The organism is Caballeronia sp. BR00000012568055, assembly GCF_029439455.1.
Lineage (GTDB): Bacteria > Pseudomonadota > Gammaproteobacteria > Burkholderiales > Burkholderiaceae > Caballeronia.
The window spans coordinates 34154-56293 of record NZ_JAQFVG010000307.1 but is presented as its reverse complement, the minus strand read 5'-3'; the positions used below and the strand labels follow the sequence as shown (position 1 = coordinate 56293).

Annotated in this window: 20 protein-coding genes, 1 tRNA gene and 1 pseudogene; 11 read left to right on the top strand and 11 right to left on the bottom strand. The window is 60.5% G+C overall.

Annotated features, from left to right (window positions below; all coding sequences use genetic code 11):
• Positions 1–64: 64 nt before the first annotated feature.
• The 4 genes from yidC to rpmH all read right to left on the bottom strand — a co-directional run bounded on the left by yidC (position 65) and on the right by rpmH (position 2796).
• Positions 65–1735, bottom strand: a complete 1671-nt coding sequence (gene yidC, locus P7F28_RS21380) for a membrane protein insertase YidC (protein ID WP_277186667.1) — start codon at positions 1733–1735, stop codon at positions 65–67.
• An 8-nt stretch (positions 1736–1743) separates the two neighbouring features.
• Complete coding sequence (gene yidD / locus P7F28_RS21375) at positions 1744–2046, bottom strand: membrane protein insertion efficiency factor YidD (protein WP_277186666.1); 303 nt, start codon at positions 2044–2046, stop codon at positions 1744–1746.
• Positions 2047–2104: 58 nt separating this feature from the next.
• Complete coding sequence (rnpA, locus tag P7F28_RS21370) at positions 2105–2590, bottom strand: ribonuclease P protein component (protein WP_277186665.1); 486 nt, start codon at positions 2588–2590, stop codon at positions 2105–2107.
• Positions 2591–2661: 71 nt separating this feature from the next.
• On the bottom strand, positions 2662–2796 hold the full coding sequence (rpmH, locus tag P7F28_RS21365) for a 50S ribosomal protein L34 (RefSeq protein WP_006998755.1): 135 nt from the start codon (positions 2794–2796) through the stop codon (positions 2662–2664).
• Positions 2797–3224: 428 nt separating this feature from the next.
• Here rpmH and dnaA point away from each other — a divergent pair, with 428 nt between their 5' ends.
• The 3 genes from dnaA to gyrB all read left to right on the top strand — a co-directional run bounded on the left by dnaA (position 3225) and on the right by gyrB (position 8773).
• On the top strand, positions 3225–4808 hold the full coding sequence (gene dnaA / locus P7F28_RS21360) for a chromosomal replication initiator protein DnaA (protein WP_277186663.1): 1584 nt from the start codon (positions 3225–3227) through the stop codon (positions 4806–4808).
• 253 nt (positions 4809–5061) lie between these two features.
• On the top strand, positions 5062–6165 hold the full coding sequence (gene dnaN, locus P7F28_RS21355; RefSeq protein WP_277186662.1) for a DNA polymerase III subunit beta: 1104 nt from the start codon (positions 5062–5064) through the stop codon (positions 6163–6165).
• Positions 6166–6289: 124 nt separating this feature from the next.
• Complete coding sequence (gene gyrB / locus P7F28_RS21350; RefSeq protein ID WP_277186661.1) at positions 6290–8773, top strand: DNA topoisomerase (ATP-hydrolyzing) subunit B; 2484 nt, start codon at positions 6290–6292, stop codon at positions 8771–8773.
• A gap of 85 nt (positions 8774–8858) precedes the next feature.
• Here gyrB and P7F28_RS21345 read toward each other — a convergent pair whose 3' ends face one another.
• Positions 8859–9716 (bottom strand): GyrI-like domain-containing protein, encoded by an 858-nt coding sequence (locus tag P7F28_RS21345; RefSeq protein WP_277186660.1) that lies wholly within the window; start codon positions 9714–9716, stop codon positions 8859–8861.
• A gap of 126 nt (positions 9717–9842) precedes the next feature.
• Between P7F28_RS21345 and P7F28_RS21340 the strand changes: the two genes are divergently transcribed.
• Both P7F28_RS21340 and dbpA read left to right on the top strand, forming a co-directional pair.
• The gene (locus P7F28_RS21340; protein ID WP_277186658.1) at positions 9843–10037 is read left to right on the top strand and encodes a hypothetical protein; all 195 of its coding nucleotides are present in this window, start codon (positions 9843–9845) and stop codon (positions 10035–10037) included.
• A gap of 4 nt (positions 10038–10041) precedes the next feature.
• Positions 10042–11427 carry an ATP-dependent RNA helicase DbpA gene (gene dbpA / locus P7F28_RS21335; protein WP_277186657.1) on the top strand — a complete coding sequence of 462 codons (1386 nt, stop codon included), beginning with the start codon at positions 10042–10044 and terminating at the stop codon, positions 11425–11427.
• 15 nt (positions 11428–11442) lie between these two features.
• Here dbpA and P7F28_RS21330 read toward each other — a convergent pair whose 3' ends face one another.
• Positions 11443–12810, bottom strand: coding sequence for an MFS transporter (locus P7F28_RS21330; RefSeq protein WP_277186767.1), 1368 nt, complete (start codon positions 12808–12810; stop codon positions 11443–11445).
• 162 nt (positions 12811–12972) lie between these two features.
• Between P7F28_RS21330 and P7F28_RS21325 the strand changes: the two genes are divergently transcribed.
• Positions 12973–13359: a DUF488 domain-containing protein gene (locus tag P7F28_RS21325; protein WP_277186766.1), complete on the top strand. Its 387-nt coding sequence runs from the start codon at positions 12973–12975 to the stop codon at positions 13357–13359.
• Positions 13360–13396: 37 nt separating this feature from the next.
• Here the strand turns inward: P7F28_RS21325 and P7F28_RS21320 are convergent, their stop codons facing one another.
• The 4 genes from P7F28_RS21320 to P7F28_RS21305 all read right to left on the bottom strand — a co-directional run bounded on the left by P7F28_RS21320 (position 13397) and on the right by P7F28_RS21305 (position 15470).
• Positions 13397–14071: a DUF799 domain-containing protein gene (locus tag P7F28_RS21320; RefSeq protein WP_277186656.1), complete on the bottom strand. Its 675-nt coding sequence runs from the start codon at positions 14069–14071 to the stop codon at positions 13397–13399.
• Positions 14072–14080: 9 nt separating this feature from the next.
• Positions 14081–14443, bottom strand: a complete 363-nt coding sequence (locus P7F28_RS21315) for a DUF4810 domain-containing protein (RefSeq protein ID WP_277186655.1) — start codon at positions 14441–14443, stop codon at positions 14081–14083.
• 24 nt (positions 14444–14467) lie between these two features.
• Positions 14468–15145, bottom strand: a complete 678-nt coding sequence (locus tag P7F28_RS21310; RefSeq protein WP_277186654.1) for a CsgG/HfaB family protein — start codon at positions 15143–15145, stop codon at positions 14468–14470.
• 249 nt (positions 15146–15394) lie between these two features.
• A tRNA-Lys gene (locus P7F28_RS21305) sits at positions 15395–15470 on the bottom strand.
• A gap of 163 nt (positions 15471–15633) precedes the next feature.
• Here P7F28_RS21305 and P7F28_RS21300 point away from each other — a divergent pair.
• The 3 genes from P7F28_RS21300 to P7F28_RS21290 are packed head-to-tail and all read left to right on the top strand — an operon-like array spanning position 15634 to position 17398.
• Positions 15634–16041 carry a PaaI family thioesterase gene (locus P7F28_RS21300; protein WP_277186653.1) on the top strand — a complete coding sequence of 136 codons (408 nt, stop codon included), beginning with the start codon at positions 15634–15636 and terminating at the stop codon, positions 16039–16041.
• Positions 16041–16907, top strand: a complete 867-nt coding sequence (locus P7F28_RS21295) for a patatin-like phospholipase family protein (RefSeq protein ID WP_277186652.1) — start codon at positions 16041–16043, stop codon at positions 16905–16907. The genes P7F28_RS21300 and P7F28_RS21295 overlap by 1 nt, the downstream gene beginning before the upstream one ends.
• A gap of 14 nt (positions 16908–16921) precedes the next feature.
• Positions 16922–17398: an OsmC family protein gene (locus tag P7F28_RS21290; protein ID WP_277186651.1), complete on the top strand. Its 477-nt coding sequence runs from the start codon at positions 16922–16924 to the stop codon at positions 17396–17398.
• On the opposite strand, the gene P7F28_RS21285 is transcribed toward P7F28_RS21290, so the two are convergent.
• On the bottom strand, positions 17395–18411 hold the full coding sequence (locus tag P7F28_RS21285) for a D-2-hydroxyacid dehydrogenase family protein (protein WP_277186650.1): 1017 nt from the start codon (positions 18409–18411) through the stop codon (positions 17395–17397). The two genes, P7F28_RS21290 and P7F28_RS21285, sit on opposite strands and share 4 nt — an antisense overlap.
• A 498-nt stretch (positions 18412–18909) precedes the next feature.
• On the opposite strand from P7F28_RS21285, the gene P7F28_RS21280 reads away from it, so the two are divergent.
• Together P7F28_RS21280 and P7F28_RS21275 are read left to right on the top strand one after the other, a co-directional pair.
• On the top strand, positions 18910–20775 hold the full coding sequence (locus tag P7F28_RS21280) for a phosphoenolpyruvate carboxykinase (GTP) (protein WP_277186649.1): 1866 nt from the start codon (positions 18910–18912) through the stop codon (positions 20773–20775).
• Between the two features lie 349 nt (positions 20776–21124).
• Positions 21125–22049 (top strand): annotated as a pseudogene (locus tag P7F28_RS21275) (LysR family transcriptional regulator); the annotation flags it as partial.
• Positions 22050–22140 lie beyond the last annotated feature (91 nt).

Genomic DNA, 22140 nt, shown 5'->3' with positions numbered 1-22140 from the left:
ACGCATGAAAACAAAAACGCCCGGCAAGCCGGGCGTTTTCACATTCAATTGGAAGCAAGCAACCTCAAGCCGCCTTCTTCCTGTTCTTACCCATCATCCGCGTAATGTAATACTGCTGCGCGATCGACAGCACGTTATTCACCACGTAGTACAGCACCAGACCAGCCGGGAAGAAGAAGAACATGACCGAGAAAGCAATCGGCATGAACATCATCATCTTGGCCTGAACAGGGTCCGGCGGCGTCGGGTTCAGGCGCGTCTGCAGGAACATCGACACGGCCATCAGCACCGGCAAGATGAAATACGGGTCTTGCTGCGACAGATCGTGAATCCAGCCGATCCACGGTGCGCCGCGCATTTCCACCGACGACAGCAGCACCCAATACAGCGAGATGAACACCGGAATCTGAATCACCACCGGCAGACAGCCACCGAACGGATTCACCTTCTCGGTCTTGTACAGACCCATCAGCTCCGCGTTCATCTTCTGCGGATCGCTCTTGTAGCGTTCGCGAATCTGCTGCATGCGCGGCGTGATTTCCTTCATGCGCGCCATCGACTTGTAGCTCGCGGCGGACAGCGGGAAGAACACGGCCTTGATCAGCAGCGTCAGCAGCACGATCGCCCAGCCCCAGTTGCCGACGTAGCTGTGAATCTTCTCCAGCAGCCAGAACAGCGGCTTGGCGATGATCGTCACCATGCCGTAGTCCTTCACCAGTTCCAGACCCGGCGCGATGCCTTCGAGCATGCGCTCTTCTTCGGGACCGGCGAACAGACGCGCATCGACCGTTACGGTTTGCCCCGGCGCGATGGTCTGCACTGGTTGCTGCACGCCCACGCGATACAGATCCGGATCGATCTTCTGCACGTAGATATCGCGCTTGACGCCGGCCTGCGGAATCCACGCCGACGCGAAGTAATGCTGCACCATCGCGATCCAGCCGTTATCGGCAGAAGGTTCGAACGTAGCCTTGTTCTTGTCGATGTCCGAGAAATCGATCTTCTGGAAGTGCTTGGCTTCCGTATAGACAGCCGGCCCGATGAACGTGTGCGAGAAGCGCGGCGTTTCCACCGGCGTGTTGTCCCGCACCAGTTCCATATAGAGCTTCGGCGTGACCGGCGTGCTGCCGACGTTCTCGATCTTCGTATCGACATTGATCACGTAGCTGCCGCGCGTGAACGTGTAGGTCTTGATGACCTTCACGCCACCCTTCACCGGCGATTCGAACGCGAGCGTCAGCGTCTTGGCATCGCCCGACAGCGACGTCTGGCCGGGAATCGGCGTGAAGATGTCGTTGTGATTCGGGAAATCGCCGCCGAGCAGGCCGGTGCGCGCAAGGTACGTGTGGTTCGCGGTGTGATCGAACAGCGTGATGTAGAGGTTCGGCTGCTTGCCGTCGCCTTCCTTCATCAGTTCGAGCTTCGAGAGCGTGCCGCCGCGCGTATCGATTTCACCCGAGTAGACGTCGGTGGTGAATTTGACGAGTTGCGCCTGCGCCGTGGCGGGCGGAGTCGTCGTGCCCGGTGCGGCCGCGCCGGCAGGCGCATTCGGCAATTCGGACGGCTGTGCGCCGGAAGCTGCGGTTCCGGGTGCCGGGTTGGCGGCCGTCTTGGCCGGCTGCGTCGCGCTCGGGAAGAACATCGACGGGCGCCCGTGGTCGCGTTGCCAGTTGTCGAACAGCATGACCACTGACACGAAGAAGATGACCCATAGGACGGTGCGTTTGATATCCATGCGTTGTCTCAGTGTCGATCGGAAAGCGCTTCTGCGCCGTTTGGTTTTGAAAACTTGTCTTGCCCGGAAACGTCAGCCGGGCGCGAGGTGTGTTCGTTGGGAGGCGGCACGAGATCGACGCCGCCCGCGGAGAGCGGATGGCAGCGGCACACTCGCTTGACGGCGAGATACGTGCCACGCGCGGCGCCATGATACTGGATTGCTTCGCGCGCGTAGTCGGAACAGGAGGGATAAAAGCGGCACCGGTCGCCGAGCAGAGGGCTCACTGCAACCTTGTAGAAGCGCAACAACGCGATAAGTGCCGTTTGCATAAGCTTCGCGCCGCATGCCTGACGCGCCGTGGAGGACGAATCAGGCGCATCCCGCGCTTCATGGCCCGGAAGGGCCGGGTGTGACATCGACGGCGGGCGCACTGGGCGGCTCCGCCACAATTTCGGCTTTGCTTTCGGCCGCTCTGCGTGCAGCTTCTCGCACGGCGCGGTCGAACAAATAGTCCAGTTCGCCGCTGATCAGCGTGCCGAGCGCCGGAGACTTCGCACTCGGCATGGCTTTACGGTCGATTTTCGCGTGCAGCCGCACAAGGATATCGAAACCGTTCAACTGCTCGCGGCGCAGCCGGAAAGCTTCGCGCGCAAGCCGCTTGATCAGATTGCGGGTGACCGCGCGCGGCGCCTGCTTCTTGCCGATAACCAGGCCGAGCCGCGCTTCGTTTCCCGTGGGCTTGCCGTACAGGACGAAATGCGGCGAGCGTCGCCAGGGGCGCAAACGAAAAACGGATGAGAACTCATCCGTTTTCAGCAGCCTTGCGGCCTTGGGGAACGCGGCCTGCGCCGGCAACTGAACGATGTCCTTCATCAAGACTTCTGTGCGGCGCATGAGCGGCCCGCTGACACATGATGCCGACCGCGAGCTGCCATCGGCAAAACTCAGACTGCCAGGCGCTTGCGGCCCTTCGCGCGACGAGCGTTGATGACCTTGCGGCCGCCAGCGGTCTTCATGCGAACGCGGAAACCGTGGGTGCGCTTGCGGCGGGTAACGGAAGGTTGGTAAGTACGTTTCATGGTGCTCTCACTTGAGTGTTAAATGACCGCGCGGGCTAGGCTCCAGTGGGGTCACTGCAAGCACGATGGCCGGAGGCTCAGGAATTCTGTTTTCGCGGAACCCGCTATTTAAACCGTTTTCCTATTGACCGTCAATACTTTAGCGTGTTCGTTCGGCCGATCGAGCCGCCTCGAGACTGCACCGGCGACAAAAAATCGCGCTGATATGGCCCTGTGGATAACTCGCGCGCGCCCCGGTTTTGGCGTTAGAATCTCGCCTTACTCCCAAATATCCGCCTCCTGCTTCGGCCCGCCGTCCGCCCGCAAACCCTTGCGGCGTAAGCCTCCGAAGCGGGTCTGCTTGGCTGTGCCGGGACTTGCCGCGAATAGACGAACGTTCGGCAAGCACGGCCCGCAGATGCGCGGAGCAACCAAAACGACCGCATTCGATGAACGATTTCTGGGAACACTGTTCCGCACTGCTGGAGCGTGAACTGACGCCGCAGCAGTTCGTCACGTGGATCAAGCCGCTGACCCCGGTCGACTTCGATGCCGACGCGAACACCCTGCGCATCGCTGCTCCCAATCGCTTCAAGCTCGACTGGGTGAAGAGCCAGTTCTCGGGCCGTATCGCCGATGTGGCGCGCGAGTTTTTCGGCGCATCGATCGACGTGCAGTTCGTGCTCGACCCGAAGGCGACCGCGCGCAACGCGATTGGCGGCGGTCCGGCTGCCGCTCCGCGTCCGAGCGCGCCCGCTGCGGCTGCGCCGCGTGTGCCGACGCCTGCCGCTGCTCAGCCGCAGCCGCCGACGGTCGTCGCGCATGCGAACGCCACCGCGCATATCAACGCGCTCGCCGCCGAAGCCGCGCAGCAGGCCGCTCAGTCATTGCAGGACGATCAGGCCGATCTCGACCTCCCGAGCCTCGACGCGCAGGAAGCCGCCGCTGGCCGCCGCACGTGGAGACCGGGCAACGCGCCATCGACGGGCGGCGAAACCGATTCCGCCTACGAGCGCTCGAAGCTGAATCCCGTGCTGACGTTCGACAATTTCGTCACCGGTAAGGCGAATCAGCTCGCCCGCGCGGCCGCGATTCAGGTCGCCGACAATCCGGGCATCTCGTACAACCCGCTGTTTCTGTACGGCGGCGTGGGCCTCGGCAAGACACACTTGATCCACGCCATCGGCAATCAATTGTTGATGGACAAGGCCGGCGCGCGCATCCGCTATATCCACGCGGAACAGTACGTGTCGGACGTGGTGAAGGCGTATCAGCGCAAGGCGTTCGACGACTTCAAGCGCTATTACCATTCGCTCGATCTGCTGCTTATCGACGATATTCAGTTCTTCTCGGGCAAGTCGCGCACGCAGGAAGAGTTCTTCTACGCGTTCGAAGCGCTGGTCGCGAACAAGGCGCAGGTGATCATCACCAGTGATACGTATCCGAAGGAAATCTCCGGTATCGACGACCGGCTGATCTCGCGTTTCGACTCCGGTCTGACGGTGGCGATCGAGCCGCCCGAACTGGAAATGCGCGTGGCCATTCTGATGCGCAAGGCGTCGTCGGAGGGCGTGAGTCTGTCGGAGGATGTGGCGTTCTTCGTCGCCAAGCATCTGCGTTCGAACGTGCGCGAACTCGAAGGCGCGTTGCGCAAGATCCTCGCGTATTCGAAGTTCCATGGCCGCGATATCACCATCGAACTGACCAAGGAAGCGCTGAAGGATCTGCTGACGGTGCAGAACCGCCAGATCTCCGTCGAGAATATTCAGAAGACTGTCGCCGACTTCTACAACATCAAGGTCGCCGACATGTATTCGAAAAAGAGGCCGGCTAACATTGCGCGCCCGCGCCAGATCGCGATGTATCTGGCCAAGGAACTGACGCAAAAGAGCCTGCCCGAAATCGGCGAACTGTTCGGCGGACGCGATCACACCACGGTGCTTCACGCGGTGCGCAAGATCGCCGCGGAGCGCGGCACCGACGCGCAACTCAACCACGAGCTGCACGTTCTCGAACAGACGCTGAAGGGCTGACGCCAAATCGAGTCGATTATTGCGCGCGCGGGCCTGTTAATCGGCAAAAACGCCCCCATTTTTTCGGAACCCGTGGCGTTTTGAGGCACAATATAGGTTTTGGCCGCCCACGGCCTGGGCGGCTGGCGCCAAGCTTTCGCGAGTGACCGGCGGGGGGCCGGCAACGCGTGCTACGAGGTTGTCCGGCAATACGGTTCGATGAAAGAGCGGTGGCGAACCGGCGGACAGGCCGTCACATCAACGAAGGAACTCTATGCAACTGGTCAAGACCGAACGAGATAATCTTCTAAGGCCGCTGCAAACCGTGAGCGGTATCGTAGAACGCCGCCATACGTTGCCGATCCTCGCCAATTTGCTCATCACCAAGAACGGTGCCGACGTGTCGTTCCTCTCGACGGATCTCGAACTCCAGATCACCACGCGCGCCGACTTCGGCGTGGGCAGCGACCAGGTCGCCACCACGGTCGCCGCGCGCAAGCTGCTGGACATCCTGCGCGCCATGCCACCGGGCGACGTCGCGCTGGATCTGTCGGACAAGCGTCTCACGGTGCGTTCCGGCAAAAGCCGCTTCGCGCTGCAAACGCTCGCCGCCGACGAATTTCCTACCGTCAATCAGGCTACTGACTTCGGCGCGAGCCTCTCGGTTCCCCAGAAGACCTTCCGCCAGTTGCTCGGCATGGTCTATTTCGCGATGGCGCAGCAGGACATTCGCTACTACCTGAACGGCATGCTGCTGGTGGTGGACGGCGATCAGTTGATGGCAGTCGCCACAGACGGCCACCGTCTCGCGTTCTCGTCGATGAAAATCGAAGGTTCGTTCGCGCGTCAGGAAGTGATCATCCCGCGCAAGACCATTTTGGAACTTCAACGCCTGCTCGAAGATATCGACGACTCGCTGAAGATCGACATCGCGGCGACGCAGGTGAAGTTCACGTTCGGTCAGGTCGAACTCGTGTCGAAGCTGGTCGAGGGCAAGTTCCCGGACTTCCAGCGCGTGATTCCGAAGTCGCACAAGAACACGTTCGACATCGGCCGCGAAGAATTGCAGCGCTCGCTTCAGCGCGCGGCCATTCTGACGTCCGACAAATTCAAGGGCGTGCGATGCCTGGTCGAACCGGGCCAGCTCAAGATCATGTCCACGAACGCGGATCAGGAAGAGGCGCAGGAAGAACTCGAAATCGCGTATCAGGGCGACTCCGTGGATATCGGCTTTAACGTGACGTATCTGCTCGACGTGCTCGCGAACCTGAAGGTGGACACGCTCAAAGTCAGCCTCGGCGATGCCAATTCCAGCGCGCTCATCACTATTCCCGAGAACGAGGAATTCAAGTACGTGGTGATGCCAATGCGCATCTGACGCATTCAGTATCGAGAACACTCCAAGGGGCGGCTAGCCCCTTTGGCGTTTTTAAGGCGTTTCGAAAAGTTTCGAGCATCAGCGCAGTAACGTCGAAGCAGTGACGCAGAACCGGAAAAAATCCATGACTGAAAACACAAATTCGCAACCCGACAACAAGCCTGACAACAGCTATGGCGCATCGTCCATTCAGATCCTCGAAGGGCTGGAAGCAGTGCGCAAGCGGCCGGGCATGTATATCGGCGATACGTCGGATGGCACCGGTCTGCATCACCTCGTTTTCGAAGTGCTGGACAACTCCATCGACGAAGCACTGGCGGGCTATTGCGACGATATCCACGTCGTCATTCACGCGGACAACTCCATTTCCGTGACCGACAACGGTCGCGGCGTGCCGACCGGCCTGAAGATGGACGACAAGCACGATCCGAAGCGCAGCGCCGCTGAAATCGTGATGACGGAACTGCACGCGGGCGGCAAGTTCGACCAAAACAGCTACAAGGTGTCGGGCGGTCTGCACGGCGTGGGCGTGTCGTGCGTGAACGCGCTGTCGGAGTGGCTGCGTCTGACCGTGCGCCGCGATGGCAAGAAGCACTTCATGGAATTCTCGCGCGGCGTGGTGCAGAACCGCGAGATCGTCGAAGAAAACGGCGTGCAAATGTCGCCGATGCCTGTGGTTGGCGACACTGAAAATCGCGGCACCGAAGTGCATTTTCTGGCGGACGCGACCATCTTCGGCAATGTCGAATTCCACTACGACATTCTCGCCAAGCGTATGCGCGAGTTGTCCTTCCTGAACAACGGCGTGCGGATTCGTTTGACCGATCAGCGCACCGGCAAGGAAGACGATTTCGCCTTCGCGGGTGGCGTGAAGGGCTTCGTCGAGTACATCAACAAGGCGAAGCAAGTGCTGCATCCGAACGTGTTCCACGCGGTCGGCGAGCGCGAAAACGTGACCGTCGAAGTGGCGATGCAATGGAACGACAGCTTCAACGAAAGCGTGCTCTGCTTCACCAACAACATTCCGCAGCGCGACGGCGGCACGCATTTGACCGGCCTGCGCGCGGCCATGACGCGCGTGATCAACAAGTACATTGTCGATAACGACATCGCGAAGAAGGCGAAGGTCGAGACCACCGGCGACGATATGCGCGAAGGCTTGTCGTGCGTGCTGTCGGTGAAGGTGCCGGAGCCGAAGTTCAGCTCGCAGACAAAGGACAAGCTGGTGTCGTCGGAAGTGCGCGCGCCGGTGGAAGAAGTGGTCGCGAAGGCGCTGGAAGATTATCTGCAGGAAACGCCGAACGACGCCAAGATCATCACTGGCAAGATCGTCGATGCCGCGCGTGCGCGTGACGCCGCGCGTAAAGCGCGTGAAATGACGCGTCGTAAAGGCGTGCTGGATGGCATTGGTTTGCCGGGGAAGCTGGCGGATTGCCAGGAGAAAGATCCGGCGAAATCGGAGATTTATATCGTCGAGGGTGACTCGGCGGGTGGATCGGCCAAACAGGGACGTGATCGCAAGTTCCAGGCGATTTTGCCCTTGCGCGGCAAGGTGCTCAACGTGGAGAAGGCGCGCTTCGACAAGCTGTTGTCGTCGGAGCAGATCGTCACGCTGGTGACGGCGCTGGGCTGCGGTATCGGCAAGGACGATTACAACCTCGACAAGCTGCGCTATCACCGCATCATCATCATGACCGATGCTGACGTGGACGGCGCGCACATTCGTACGCTGCTGCTGACGTTCTTCTATCGGCAGATGCCGGAGATCGTGGAGCGCGGGTTTATCTATATCGCGCAGCCGCCGCTGTACAAGATCAAGGCGGGCAAGGACGAGCGGTATATGAAGGACGCGCACGAGTTGAATCAGCATATGCTGAAGCTCGCGTTGCAAGGCTCCGAGTTGCTGCCGAGCGAAGGCGCGGACGCCATTACCGGCGATGCGTTGGGCGAACTCGCGCGGGCGTATTTGCTGGCGCAGGCGGTGGTCGATCGTCTGAGTCGTATTTATGACGCGGCTTCGCTGGAAGCGGTGATGGATGGCGTGGTGATCGATTTGTCGTCGGAAGAAGCGGCGGCCGATTCGGCCAAGCGGCTGCAAGAGCGTCTGCGCGCTGATCCGCTAAAACCGGAAGTGACGGTCGAGCCGGCGTATGACCAGGTTCGTGAGTTGCGCTCGCTGCATATCAAGCGTCGTCATCATGGCAACGTGAAGGTTTCCGTGTTGGATGAAGACCTTCAGTTGACCGCCGACTACAAGCAACTCGTATCGACGGCGGATACGTTCAAGGGTTTGATCGGCGATGGTGCGTTGATCAAGCGAGGCGAACGTTCGATGGCCGTCACCGACTTCAAGAGCGCGATGAAGTGGCTGATCGCGGATGCCGAACGTAATGTGTCGAAGCAGCGTTATAAGGGCTTGGGCGAGATGAATCCGGGGCAGCTTTGGGAAACCACGATGGATCCGACCGTGCGGCGTTTGCTGCGCGTGCAGATCGAAGACGCGATTGCGGCGGATGGTATTTTCACGACGCTGATGGGCGATGATGTGGAACCGCGTCGCGCGTTTATCGAGAGTAATGCGCTGCGGGCGGGGAATATTGATGTTTGAGGGTTGAGCGATTCGACTCAAGCCTTATCGAAGCCCGTGATGCTGAAACATCACGGGCTTTTTCATTTGAAAAGCGACGCCCGATTTAACCCGCCGCCTTCAAAGGCAACCAAATCTCCGTCACCAACTCCGCCGGCGCCGTGTCCCTCGGGTTATTCAAATAAACCTCAAAAACCGGCGCCTCACCCGGCTCGCGACCGGACGAAGGCAACCACTGCCCATAAAGCCACTGATAAGCAAAACAAAGCTGTGCATACGGCCCGACGTGCGTCAAAACCGCAAACTCCCCGCCCGCGATTTCAAATCGCTTAACCGGCGTTTCGAACTTCACATCATTCGGCGAAAACACTTCAGCACAAGCCATCGACCGCAAATCGTCTTCGGCGACCGCATCCGGATCATCGAAATAAACGCCGACCATTCGTGCACGTGGATCGATCAAATTGCGCACAGCAAGCCACGAATAAAGCGATTCGAAAGCCCGCGAAATCCCCATATAAGATCCGCGATGATCCACGGCCGCAACCGTGAATCCGTCCTGCCTGCGAATATCGATGTTATGCATCACGCCACCTCCAGAAGGTAAAGGTTCCGGCGAATAAACCGCCGCGCCGCCCGCGCTGCGAAATTGCCCCGGCGGCATCCGATAACTCGCCTGAAACGCCCGCGAAAACGCCTGCACGCTGCTGTAACCGGCTCGCGCCGCAATCGATTCGATCGCGCCATCCGCGTGCACCAGCTCATTGGCCGCGCGATGCAGCCGCAGCCGCCGCACCGTCGCCGCCGCCGTCTCGCCGAAAAATCCGTGATAAATCCGATGCCAGTGATACGGCGACAAACACGCAACCTCCGCCAGCCGATTGAGGTTCAACTCGTCGTCGAGGTGATCGTGGATATACGCGATCACGCGCGCGAGCCGCGCTTCGTAGGGTTTGTCGCTCATGGCGTCTCCGGTGAATCACGACGAAAGCAAGGTAGCACGACCCGGTTTAGCATTTCTTGCGGACTTGGCAATCCCCGCGCGCCGACCCGCGTACACTCTCGCCTTTGAATCCTCACGCAAATCATCATGTTTACTTGCCGAAACCAGTCTTGCGGCGCCGATTGGTCGCTCGCGGACGTCGTTATCAAGAACGAGGGCCAGGGCCTGCTGTTCCGCTGTCCGATGTGCGGCGCGCGCAATTATGTCGAGCGCCACGAATCGGACGATGGCGAAGTCAGCTACGAACAGGTCGTCGATATCAAGCCGTACGGCCTGCAATAACGCCATGACCACGAACGACACCTCCTTCAGCAGTCTGCCGCTGCCGCCCGCCATGCAGGCGAATCTGCAACAACTCGGCTATTTGTCGATGACGCCGATCCAGGCCGCGAGCCTGCCGCACGCGCTCGCCGGCCACGATCTGATCGCGCAGGCGAAAACCGGCAGCGGAAAAACGGCAGCGTTCACCTTGCCGCTGCTCGCCAAACTCGATTTGAGCCGATTCGACGTGCAAGCGCTCGTGCTCTGCCCGACGCGCGAACTCGCCGATCAGGTCACGCAGGAAATCCGCCGCCTCGCGCGCGCGGAAGACAACGTGAAAGTGCTGACGCTCTGCGGCGGCACGCCGATGCGCCCGCAAATCGCGAGTCTCGAGCACGGCGCGCATATCGCGGTTGGCACGCCGGGCCGCATCATGGATCACCTCGATCGCGAAACGCTGTCGCTCGATTCCGTGCGCACGCTCGTGCTCGACGAAGCCGATCGCATGCTCGATATGGGCTTTTTCGACGATATCGCATCGGTCGCGCGTCGTTGTCCCAAGGACCGGCAGACGCTGTTGTTCTCGGCGACGTATCCGGAAGGCATCGTCAAATTGAGCCAGCAGTTCTTGCGCAATCCGCGCGAGATCAAGCTCAAGGAGCAGCACAGCAGCGCCAAGATCAAACAGCGTTTCTATCAGGTCGATGACAACGAACGTCTGCATGCCGTCGGCTTGCTGCTCGATCACTATCGGCCGGTCAGCACGCTTGCGTTCTGCAACACCAAGAATCAATGCCGCGATCTGCTCGATGTGCTGCGCGCGCAGGGTTTCGAAGCGCTCACGCTGCATGGCGAACTCGAACAGCGCGAGCGCGATCAGGTGCTCGTGCAGTTCGCGAATCGCAGTTGCTCCGTGCTGGTCGCCACCGATGTGGCGGCGCGCGGACTGGACATCGCGCAACTCGAAGCCGTGATCAATGTCGATGTGACGCCCGATCCGGAAGTGCACGTGCATCGCATCGGGCGGACCGGGCGCGCGGGCGAAGAAGGCTGGGCGCTGTCGCTGTCGAGCATGGACGAGATGGGGCGCGTCGGCGGTATCGAGCAGGCGCAGGGTTACGAGGTCGAATGGCATCCGCTCGATGAACTGACATCGGCGGAACCGGGCCATCTCAAACCGCCGATGGCGACGCTTCAAATCCTCGGCGGCCGCAAAGACAAAATCCGTCCCGGCGATGTGCTCGGCGCGCTGACCGGCGAAGCAGGTTTCAAGGGCGAGCAGATCGGCAAGATCAACGTAATGGACATGGTCACGTACGTGGCCGTCGAACGCAGCGTCGCCGATGACGCCGTGCGCAAGCTGAGCGCCGGGAAGCTCAAAGGGCGCAAGGTGAAAGTGCGCCGTATGTGAGCCTCATTCGCGTCGTTATTCGCGCGCCATGCGCTCCGGCGTGGCGCGATTCGTATCGCGCGTGACGAGCCGCAAGCCGCTCGCGATACTCGCCACGCCCGCAAAACCCGCACCGAGCGCCAGCGCGAGCGTCGGCCCATGTTTCCCGGCGATGCTGAAGCACAGTGCGACCAACGCCGCGCCGGACGCCTGCCCGATCAGCCGCGCCGTCGCGATCACGCCGCTTGCGCCGCCACTGCGTTCACGCGGCGCGCTCGACATGAACGCCTTCAGATTCGGCGATTGAAAGAAGCCGAAGCCCGCGCCGCAAATCGCCATGCGGATGCAGATGTTCAGCACGTGCGGATTCGCCGGCAACAACGCGAGCGACACCATGCCCGCGCACAGCACCGCCAATCCCACGCCGCCGAGCAAACCCGGCGCATATCGATCCGACAAACGCCCCGCGATCGGCGCCATCAATGCGACGAGCGCGGACCACGGCGTCATTAGAAAGCCGGTTTCGACCTGGCTGCGGCCGAGCACGCTTTCGAAGAAAAACGGCAGCGACACGAACGCGAGACCTTGTGCGGCGAACGAGCAAACGGCGGTCATCGTCGATAAGGCGAACATCGGGCGGCGGAACAGATCGACGGGCAGCATCGGCGCGGGATGGCCGCGTTCGCGTCGCAGCATCAGCAATCCGGCGATGATCGAAACGCCGATCGTCGGCAGCACGATATGCGCCGGTCCGCGCTGCGACGCCTCGCCGAGCGCAAAGATCAGCGATGCGAACATCACGACGTTGAGCGCCGCCGCGATGCGATCGAAGCCATGCGTGCTGCGCTTGGTTTGCGGTATCGACGGCCACGCGACGGACAGCGCGAACACGCCGAATGGAATATTGATCGCAAACAGCCACGGCCACTTCCCGAGCGACAACACGACCGATGCGACGGTCGGCCCGACCGCAAACGCGATCCCGACCACGAGCGCATTCAACCCCAACCCACGCCCAAGCCGATGCGGCGGAAATATCGCGCTGATGAGCGCGGCGTTGACGCTCATGATCGCGCTCGCGCCGAGCCCTTGCAGCAAGCGCGCGGCGACCAGCGTCGGCAATGACCACGAAAACGTGCACGCCGCCGATGCGACGATAAACAGCGCCAGTCCGGCGAGATACACGCGCCGATGGCCGAGAATGCCGCCGAGCGCTGCGAGCGGCAATAGCGTGGCGACCATCACGAGCTGATAAGCGTTGATGATCCAGACCGACGCGGCGGGCGTCGTATGCAGATCAGCGGCGATGGCCGGCAACGCGGTATTGGCGATAGCGGTATCGAGCGTCGCCAGCGAAACGGCGACGAGAATTGCCGCCATGCCGCGGCGTTCGAGCGAGGTCATCGGCGCATCGGGATTGCGGGGCGCGGTATTGTCTTGGTCTTCGGGAGGCACGTCGGCGATTCCGGATGTAAGCGGACGGAGAACAATCCGCCACGATACGGGAAGCAGCAATATTTCGCTCGACGGAGCCACGACAGCTTTCAAATTCGAAGGAGACCGATGATGGCGATACGAATCGTGCGGCTGGGATCGCCGCGTGTGCAGAACGAGGGTTTGCGGATTGGCACGGTGCGACGGCCGCCGCGCGGTGTGCCGAAGGCTGAATTCGCTACGCGCGATTTTTATGACGTGTGGTATCCGAATCTGTCGCCGTCTGCGGAGTTGGTCGCGCAGGCGTTGCATGCGGAAAGCGAGAAGGAGTGGCGCGACTTCGTGCGCAAGTTCAAGGCCGAAATGGCGATGCCGGATGCGTCCAGAACGTTGGATCTGCTGGCGGCGTTATCGCATTCAGCGGATTTGTCGGTGGGATGCTATTGCGAGGATGAAGCGCGGTGCCATCGGGCGGTGTTGCGGGAGTTGCTGGAGAAGCGAGGGGCGGTGATTGGGTGAGGCGTCGCCGGACGCGGTGCCCGGCGACGTGACGGCGTTAGTCGGTGCCGTACTTCGGTGATCGCGGACCGTAGAGCAAAGTGTTCGCGCCTCCCGCAGAAAGCAAACGCTGGCTCGTCAGGGCGGCGACCGTGTAAGACTTGTCGGTCGACGCGTTGACGACTTGCGAGACGGCCGCTGACACGAGCACGCCGATCAGACTTCCTCCTCCGACTGCGACGTTGGCGCCCGCTTCGCTGCCGTTGGCGGTCGCCGACCCGCTCCACAATTCATTGCCGGAACGCAGATCGACCAATTTCGTATTGGCGGTGACATTGGTCTTGCTGCCGACGACGACGAACTTTGAACCATAGTCCGTCACCGTCGTGTACAGCGCGGCATCGGCTGCGAATATCTCGCGCAGCTTCGCTGGCGCAACGTTCTGAATGTCCGTCGGGGTAGTCAAACCGTTGTGCTTGAACGTCTCGTCCATTTCGGCGACGGGCACCACGTAATAACCCGCTTCCGCGAGCGGCATGGTCATCTGCGCGAGCATGCCGTACGTTGCGTTCACTTCGGACGTCTGATTGACCGGCGGCAACACGAGAATCGAACGCGGCTTGGCATTGCGGAATGCGGTGTAATCCACTTGCTTCGGACCCGATGCACAGGCGCTCAACAGGATCAGCGCCGACAGCGCCACGCAAAGTTTATTTGAGAAGAACTTGATCATGGCTCGCGCTTACTTGAGGTTTTTCAACATGAAGTCCATGTACGCGGACGACTCGGGGAAGGCCTGCTTCTCGGCGCTCAGCTCAGTTCTGGCATCGTCCGAGCGGCCGACGCTCGCGTACAACGCGCCGAGATGCGCGTGGAAACCGGGCGGCACGGCATTGCCTTTAGCCGCAATCTTCTGACGTGCTTGTTCGAGCGCGTCGATCTGTTCCGTGGGTGTCGACTTGCCGGTGAATTGCGCGTAGACCTGCGGCTGATACGCATCCCATTGATAAAGCGGCTGCGGCTTACTCGCGCACCCCGTCAGCAGCGCGCACGCCGCCGCGACCGACAGCGCGATGCCGGTCGAGATATGGTTCTTGGTTTTCATGCTTTTCGATGTGTTGAAAGTGACTTACTTCGACGACTGCAACGCGCCCGCATCGACCTGTTCGGCCAGATGGTTGACGGCTTCCTGAATGGCCAGATCGAGCACCTTGCCGTTGAGCGTCGAGTCGTAACTCGCCGTACCGCCAAAGCCGATGACTTCGCGATTCGACAAGCTGTATTCACCCGCGCCCTGACTCGATGCGACGACTTCGGACGTGGTCGTATCGACGATATTCAGGCTGACCTTGGCGTACGCAACCTGCGTCTTGCCGCTGCCGAGAATGCCGAACAGTTGATGATCGCCGACATCCTTGCGGCCGAATTCCGTGACGTCGCCAGTGATGACGTAATTCGCGCCCTTGAGCGCCTGCGCCTTGTTGGCGATGGCGGCTTCCTGCTTGATCTCGCTCATGTTGTCGCGATCGAGCACGTTGAAGCGGCGGCTTTGCTGGAGCGTGGTGACGAGAATCGTCTTGGCCTGACTGCCGACGCGATCGACGCCATCGGAGAACACGCCGCGCATATAGCTCGAACGATTATCGAATTTGCCGACGGAGACGGGCACGGTTTTGCCCACGTAAGGCGTGCTGGCGATGCTGACTTGCTGAACCGGCAGCGTGCGGGACGCCTCGGTTGCGCATCCGGCGAGCACGACGGCAAGCGATGCGAGGACCACGCCCGTGCTTTTCTTGGTGAAGTACATTGAATGCCCCCAGGGTAATGGATACCGACGCGCGCGCCTTCACGCTTCAGAGGCGATCAATAGACAAGAAAGGGAAGGCGCGGCTGAATCGTTCGCGGTGGATCGATGTGCGAAACGACGGGGATTGTTCAGTGCTTTGAAAGCAACCGATAGAGGAAATAGTCTGAAAAACGCAGCGATTGGAGGAAGATCAATCGCCGAAAAGCAAAAAGCCCGATCCAAGGACCGGGCTTTTCACTGAATATCTGGTGGTGGGGCGTGAGTGACTCGAACACTCGACCTACGGATTAAGAGTCCGCTGCTCTACCAACTGAGCTAACGCCCCAACAGAAGCGAAATTATAGCTGGACTATTTCGATAAGCGCAAGCCCCCTCGCGCAAAAAATTTGAGACGCGCGGAACGCGGCCGCCGATGCGTCCGATGCGTCCCAAACCGCCCGCTATCATGACGCTTCATCAGCAAAAGCAAAGCGACACGGCACAGAGACATGGACAATCAGGCGATCAGCGCGCTGCTCGACAGCATTCTCGCGCCGTGGGTGCGCGAACTGAATCTCACACCCGAATCGACGAATCATAACGAGATCACGCTTCGGCTTCCGTACTCCGAGCATTTGAAGCATGCGGGCGGCGTGATCTGCGGTCAGGTCTTCATGGCCGCCGCCGATACCGCGATGGTCATCGCCATCTCTCAGGCGCTCGGCGCTTTCCAGCCGATGACCACGGTTTCCCTCAACACGACCTTCATGCGCCCGGTCAAATTGGGCGATGTGCTCGTCACCGCGCGCGTTCAGCGACGCGGCCGCAATCTCGTGTTCGGCGAAATCGAATTGCGTGACGATCAGGGCGAACTTGCCGCGCACGCCACCACAACCTACGCGCTCCTCAATCAATAATGTTCGATCAGGTCGTATTCGCAGGCGGCGGCAATCGCTGCTGGTGGCAGGCAGGTTTCTGGGACATCGTGAAGCCAGAGTTGAATCTGAAACCGCGCATTATCGCGGGGATTTCGGCGGGCGCGGCGACGGCCTGCATGCTGTACACGAACGAATCGCGCTGGGTGATGGATTACTACGCTCGTGCGCTCAGCGGCAACACGAAGAACGCGTATTGGGGCAATCTCGTGCGGCGCGAATCGGTGTTTCCGCACTATCGGATTTATCGGCAGGCATTGGTCGATATCTTTGCCGAGCGCTTCGACGATATTCAACACGCGCCGGAGATCCGCATTGGCGTGTCGCATCTGCCGCGTTGGCTGGGCGCGCGCAGTGCGGTGGCGGCGGGGATCATCGCGTATAACATCGAGAAGTACGTGCGCAAGACGCTGCATCCGACGCTCGGGCAGGCGCTTGGTTTTCATCCCGAGTTCGTGACGGCGCAGGAGTGCGCGACTATCGACGATCTCGCCGATCTCATTCTGCAATCGTCAAGCACGCCGCCGTTCACGCCGATTCTTCGCCGCAACGGTCGTCCGGTGCTCGATGGCGGCATGGTCGATAACGTGCCCGTCTCCGCGCTTGACGCATCGCCCGGTCTTGCGCTGGTGATGGTCACGCGCTTGTATCCGCGCGAGCAGATGTTCGTGGTGCCGCACGGCGAGCAGCGGCGTATCTACGTGCAGCCATCGCGCAAAGTGCCGATTTCGAGTTGGGATTACACCAGTCCCGCGCAAATGCAGCACGCCTACGACCTGGGCCGCGCCGACGCCGATGACTTTCTCGCGCGTCTGCCGCGTCTGATCGAAGTGGCCGCGCACAGCTAAAACAGGAGCCGATCGTGTCGAAGCAGCACACCTACGAAGTGTCCACCGCATGGACCGGCGACCTCGGTTCCGGCACGTCCGCCTACGATGCCTACTCGCGCGATCATCTCTTGCGCATCGGCACCAAGCCGGCGATCGAGGCATCGAGCGATCCGGCGTTTCGCGGCGATCCCGCGCGCCACAATCCCGAAGAGTTGTTGGTGGCGTCGCTGTCGTCGTGCCACATGCTCTGGTATCTGCACTTATGCGCGACGAACAAAATCGTCGTGACCGGTTATGTCGATGACGCCATCGGTACGATGCAGGAAGAGAAGAACGGCAGCGGCCGCTTCGTCGATGTGACGTTGCGGCCGCGCGTGACCATCGGCGCGGGCGGCGATGTAGCGCTGGCGGCGCGTCTGCATGAAGACGCGCATCGCTACTGCTTTATCGCGAACTCGGTGAACTTCCCGGTTCGCTGCGAGCCGGTGATCGACGTATCGACAATTTAACGGCGGCGCGCGTGCTGTAGCGCTTCCTGATTCGCGACGCTCGATGTATCGCCGGCATCGAACGCGAGAATATTGCGGAACGCCGCGCCGAAATAAAGCTCGTAGCTCTCGCGCTCCACATAGCCGATGTGCGGCGTGCAGATGACGTTTTCCATCCGCAGCAAGCCGTAGCCTTGCAGAATCGGCTCGCTCTCGAACACATCTACGGCCACCATTCCCGGCCGATTGTGATGCAGCGCGTTCAGCAGCGCGTTGTCTTCGAGCAGCTCCGCGCGGCTCGTGTTGACGAACAGCGCGGTCGGCTTCATGCGCATCAAATCTTCCTGTTTGACGATGGCGCGCGTTTCATCGCTCAAACGCAAATGCACGGTCAGCACATCGCTTTGTTCGAACAGCGCTTCGCGACTTTCGGCAACCGCGAAGCCATGTTCGCGCGCCGCTCCCTGCGAATGTTCGCGCCCGTGCACGAGCACGTTCATGCCGAACGCCTTGCCATAACCCGCGACCAACTGACCGATTTTGCCGAAGCCCCAAATGCCGAGCGTCTGTCCGCGCAGCACTTGGCCGAGGCCGAAATTCGGCGGCAACGCCGACGTCTTCAGTCCCGATTGCTGCCACGCGCCTTGCTTCAAATTCGCCACGTACTGCGGAATGCGCCGCTGCGCCGCCATGATGAGCGCCCACGTCAGTTCCGCAGGCGCGACCGGCGAACCCGCGCCTTCGAGCACGGCGATACCGCGTTCCGTGCAGGCATCGATATCGATATGACCGCCGCCCGCGCGACCCGTCTGGCTGATCATGCGCAGCTTCGGCAGCTTGTCGAGCAGTTGCGAACTAATACGCGTGCGTTCGCGAATGAGCACGAGCGCGTCCACTTCCGACAGTCTGCTAGCCAACTGTCCCAGTCCACGCACGGTGTTATTGAATATTTTCACCTCATGTTCATCGAGCAAATGAAAGCAATCGAGCTTTCTTACTGCGTCTTGGTAGTCGTCGAGGATGGCGATTTTCATGAGCTTTGATTGAATTTTGTTGGGCATCAAACGTGCTGCTTTTTGTCCGGGCGAGAGAATAGAGCGAATAGCTTCGGGTAATTACCGATAAATGTGCGCTTTATCAGCTTAACTGCATTACCGATACGCGCAGGCGTTTTGCAGTGTTAAGCTTGACTCCCATTTTTTAAGAAGTCGCCCCGGCCGCGCCGCCAGCAAACGCATCGGCGCTTCAGGCAGAAAACGCGGATAACCGCGAGGAGATAGGCCACTTAGTATCGCTTTTTTACAGATTGTTCCTTTGCGATGCAAGTTGCGCCCGAACGCGTGATTTTCGCGCATACGCATCGCAAAGCGTCACATTCACGGCGTCGCAAATGGCGCGCGAAACGTTTCGTGTCGAAAGAACACGAATGCCCCGCGTTTTGCGCCAATGCTCTCGATTAACAAGAGGGCGAAGCCTCTCGCATGCAGCGTCGTGGGTGCAAGGTTTTCATTGCAAAGAGTGGAGACAACTCGATGAACCAGCCCGCAGTAGTCGAAGATAACAACGCCGTCGATATCGAAGCGCCGGCCTATGTCCGGCACCGACGATTGATCGAATGGGTGCAACAGATTGCGGCGCTCACCAAGCCCGAACGCATCGAATGGTGCGATGGCAGCACGGAAGAGTACGACCGCCTGTGCGCGCAGATGGTCGCCGCCGGCACCATGAAGAAGCTCAACGCCGAGAAGCGCCCGAATTCCTATCTCGCGTGCTCCGATCCTTCGGATGTGGCGCGTGTCGAAGATCGCACGTTCATCTGCTCGCAGCGTCGCGAAGACGCTGGTCCGACCAACAACTGGATCGATCCGCAGGAAATGCGCGTCACGCTAGACGGCCTGTTCGATGGCTGTATGCGTGGCCGCACCATGTATGTCGTGCCGTTTTCGATGGGACCGCTCGGCTCGCCGATCGCGCATATTGGCGTGGAGTTGTCGGATAGCCCGTACGTGGTCACGAACATGCGCATCATGACGCGCATGGGCCGCGCCGTGTACGACGTGCTCGGCGAAGACGGCGAGTTCGTGCCGTGCGTACATTCGGTCGGCGCGCCGCTGAGCGATGGCCGCAAGGACGTCGCGTGGCCGTGCAACGACACGAAGTACATCGTGCATTTTCCCGAGCAGCGCGAAATCTGGAGCTTCGGTTCGGGCTACGGCGGCAACGCGCTGCTGGGCAAGAAATGCTTCGCGCTGCGCATTGCATCGACGATGGGACGCGACGAAGGCTGGCTCGCCGAACACATGCTGATTCTTGGCGTGACATCGCCCACTGGCGCGAAGTATCACGTCGCGGCGGCGTTTCCGTCGGCGTGCGGCAAGACCAACTTCGCGATGCTGATTCCGCCTAGCGATTTGAACGGCTGGAAGGTGACGACCATCGGCGACGATATCGCCTGGATCAAGCCGGGCCGCGATGGCCGTCTCTACGCAATCAACCCGGAAGCGGGCTACTTCGGCGTCGCGCCTGGCACGAGCGAAAAGACCAACTTCAACGCGATGGCGACGCTCAAGGAGAACGTCATCTTCACCAATGTCGCGCTGACCGACGACGGCGACGTCTGGTGGGAAGGCATGACGGACACGCCGCCTGCGCATCTGATCGACTGGCAGGGCCGCGACTGGACGCCAGCGATCGCGAAGGAAACGGGCGCGAAGGCCGCGCATCCGAACGCACGCTTCACCGCGCCCGCATCGCAATGTCCTTCGATCGATGCCGACTGGGAAAACCCGGCAGGCGTGCCGATCGATGCGTTCATCTTCGGCGGACGCCGTTCCAACACGGTGCCGCTCGTCACCGAAGCGCGCGACTGGACCGAAGGCGTCTACATGGCCGCGACGATGGGCTCGGAAACGACCGCCGCCGCTGCCGGTCAGCAAGGCGTCGTGCGCCGCGATCCATTCGCGATGCTGCCGTTCTGTGGCTACAACATGAGCGATTACTTCGGCCACTGGCTCAAGATGGGCGAGAAAGTCGAGTCGATGAACGCGAAAGCGCCGAAGTTCTTCTGCGTCAACTGGTTCCGCAAAGGCGATGACGGCAAGTTCGTGTGGCCGGGCTTTGGCGAGAACATGCGCGTGCTGAACTGGATGATCGGGCGTATCGAAGGCACGGCGCGCGGTGAGGAACACGCGTTCGGCATTTCGCCGCGCTACGAGGACATCGACTGGGGCGCGCTCGGCTTCACGCGCGAGCAGTTCGAACAGGTGATTTCGGTTAACGAAGCCGCCTGGCGCGATGAGCTCGCCCTGCACGACGAGTTGTTCGCCAAGCTGCATCAAGGCTTGCCGAACGCGCTTCCCGAGGCAAAGGCTGACATGGCGCGACGTTTTGCCGCCTGAGCGTAACTGCACGTAATAATAGTGCGATGCCCGGTGATTAGCGTCACCGGGCGAATCAATCCCCAATTACGCTATGCCTTCGCGCGATCGCGTGAACACGCTGCATAGCGTGTCAAAATTGACTCGGCCAGTATTTTCAAAAATTAATCGGCTGAGTTGGTAACAGTCGGGTGTTGTGCACATAACAACAATCGGCGTTCTTTCGTCCCCGATTTCCGCGTGTTGCGCCGTTTTTCCCCGAAAAATCCCTGTCTTCCCGCAACTTCTGCACGAAACTTCGAGTCCTAGGATAATTCTGAATTGCTTTGCAGCAGAATTTAGAAGCCGCTCAAGCGGCAGGAGTTGTCCCATGGATCATTTGCAGTCGATGAGAGTGTTCGTCCGTGTCGCCGATCTGGGCAGTTTCGCCCGGGCCGCGAGCGCGATGGACATCTCCAATGCGGTAGCCACGCGCCACGTCGCCGATCTCGAAGGCCGCCTCGGAACGCGTTTGCTGAACCGCACGACGCGCAGCCTTTCGCTCACGGAATCCGGCCAGGTATATCTGGAGCGAGCCAGGCAAATTCTCGATGAACTCGAGGATGTCGAACAGATGGTGGTTGCGCGTAATCATGAACCGCTCGGCTCGCTGAGGATCGTCGCGCCGGTGGTGTTCGGGCTGCATAATCTCGCACCTGTGTTACAGACGTATGCACAGCGTTATCCGAAAGTCGTGCCGGACGTGACGCTGGTGGATCGTCAGGTCGATCTGGTGGAGGAAGGTTTCGATGTCGGCATTGTGATTGCGCGGCAGGTGAAGAGCGCGAGCATTGTGACGCGGAGGCTGACGACGGGTTGCATGACCGTGTGCGCCACGCCCGAATACCTCGCCAAGCACGGCACGCCGACGCGTCCGGAGCATTTGCTGGAGCATCCGTGCCTGAGCCTGCCGTCCGAGTATTGGGGCGATGAGCGCGTGTTCACCGGTCCGGACGGCGAAGTGCGCGTGCGGCCGCAGAACGTGATCATCGCGAATAACACGGAAATGCTGCGGCAGTTTGCGCTGCTGGGCATGGGCATCGCGATACTGCCGAGCTATCTGATCGGCAACGATATGTCGCGTGGACAGCTCGTGCGCCTGTTGGGCGATTTCCAGTTGCCGCAGGTCGAGATCAATGTCGCGTATCCGAGCCGTCGGCATTTGCCGGCGAAAGTGCGGACGTTTATCGATCATTTGGTCGAGCATTTCAGCCAGACGCCGAACCATCAGATGAGCGAACAGTGGCTGCGCGATCAGCCCGCGCGCGTTGTTGAGCGGCCGGCCTATGAAGAACGCGATGACGATGATCTGAAGCTGTCCAAGCCATCGCGGACAAGAGCGCGGAT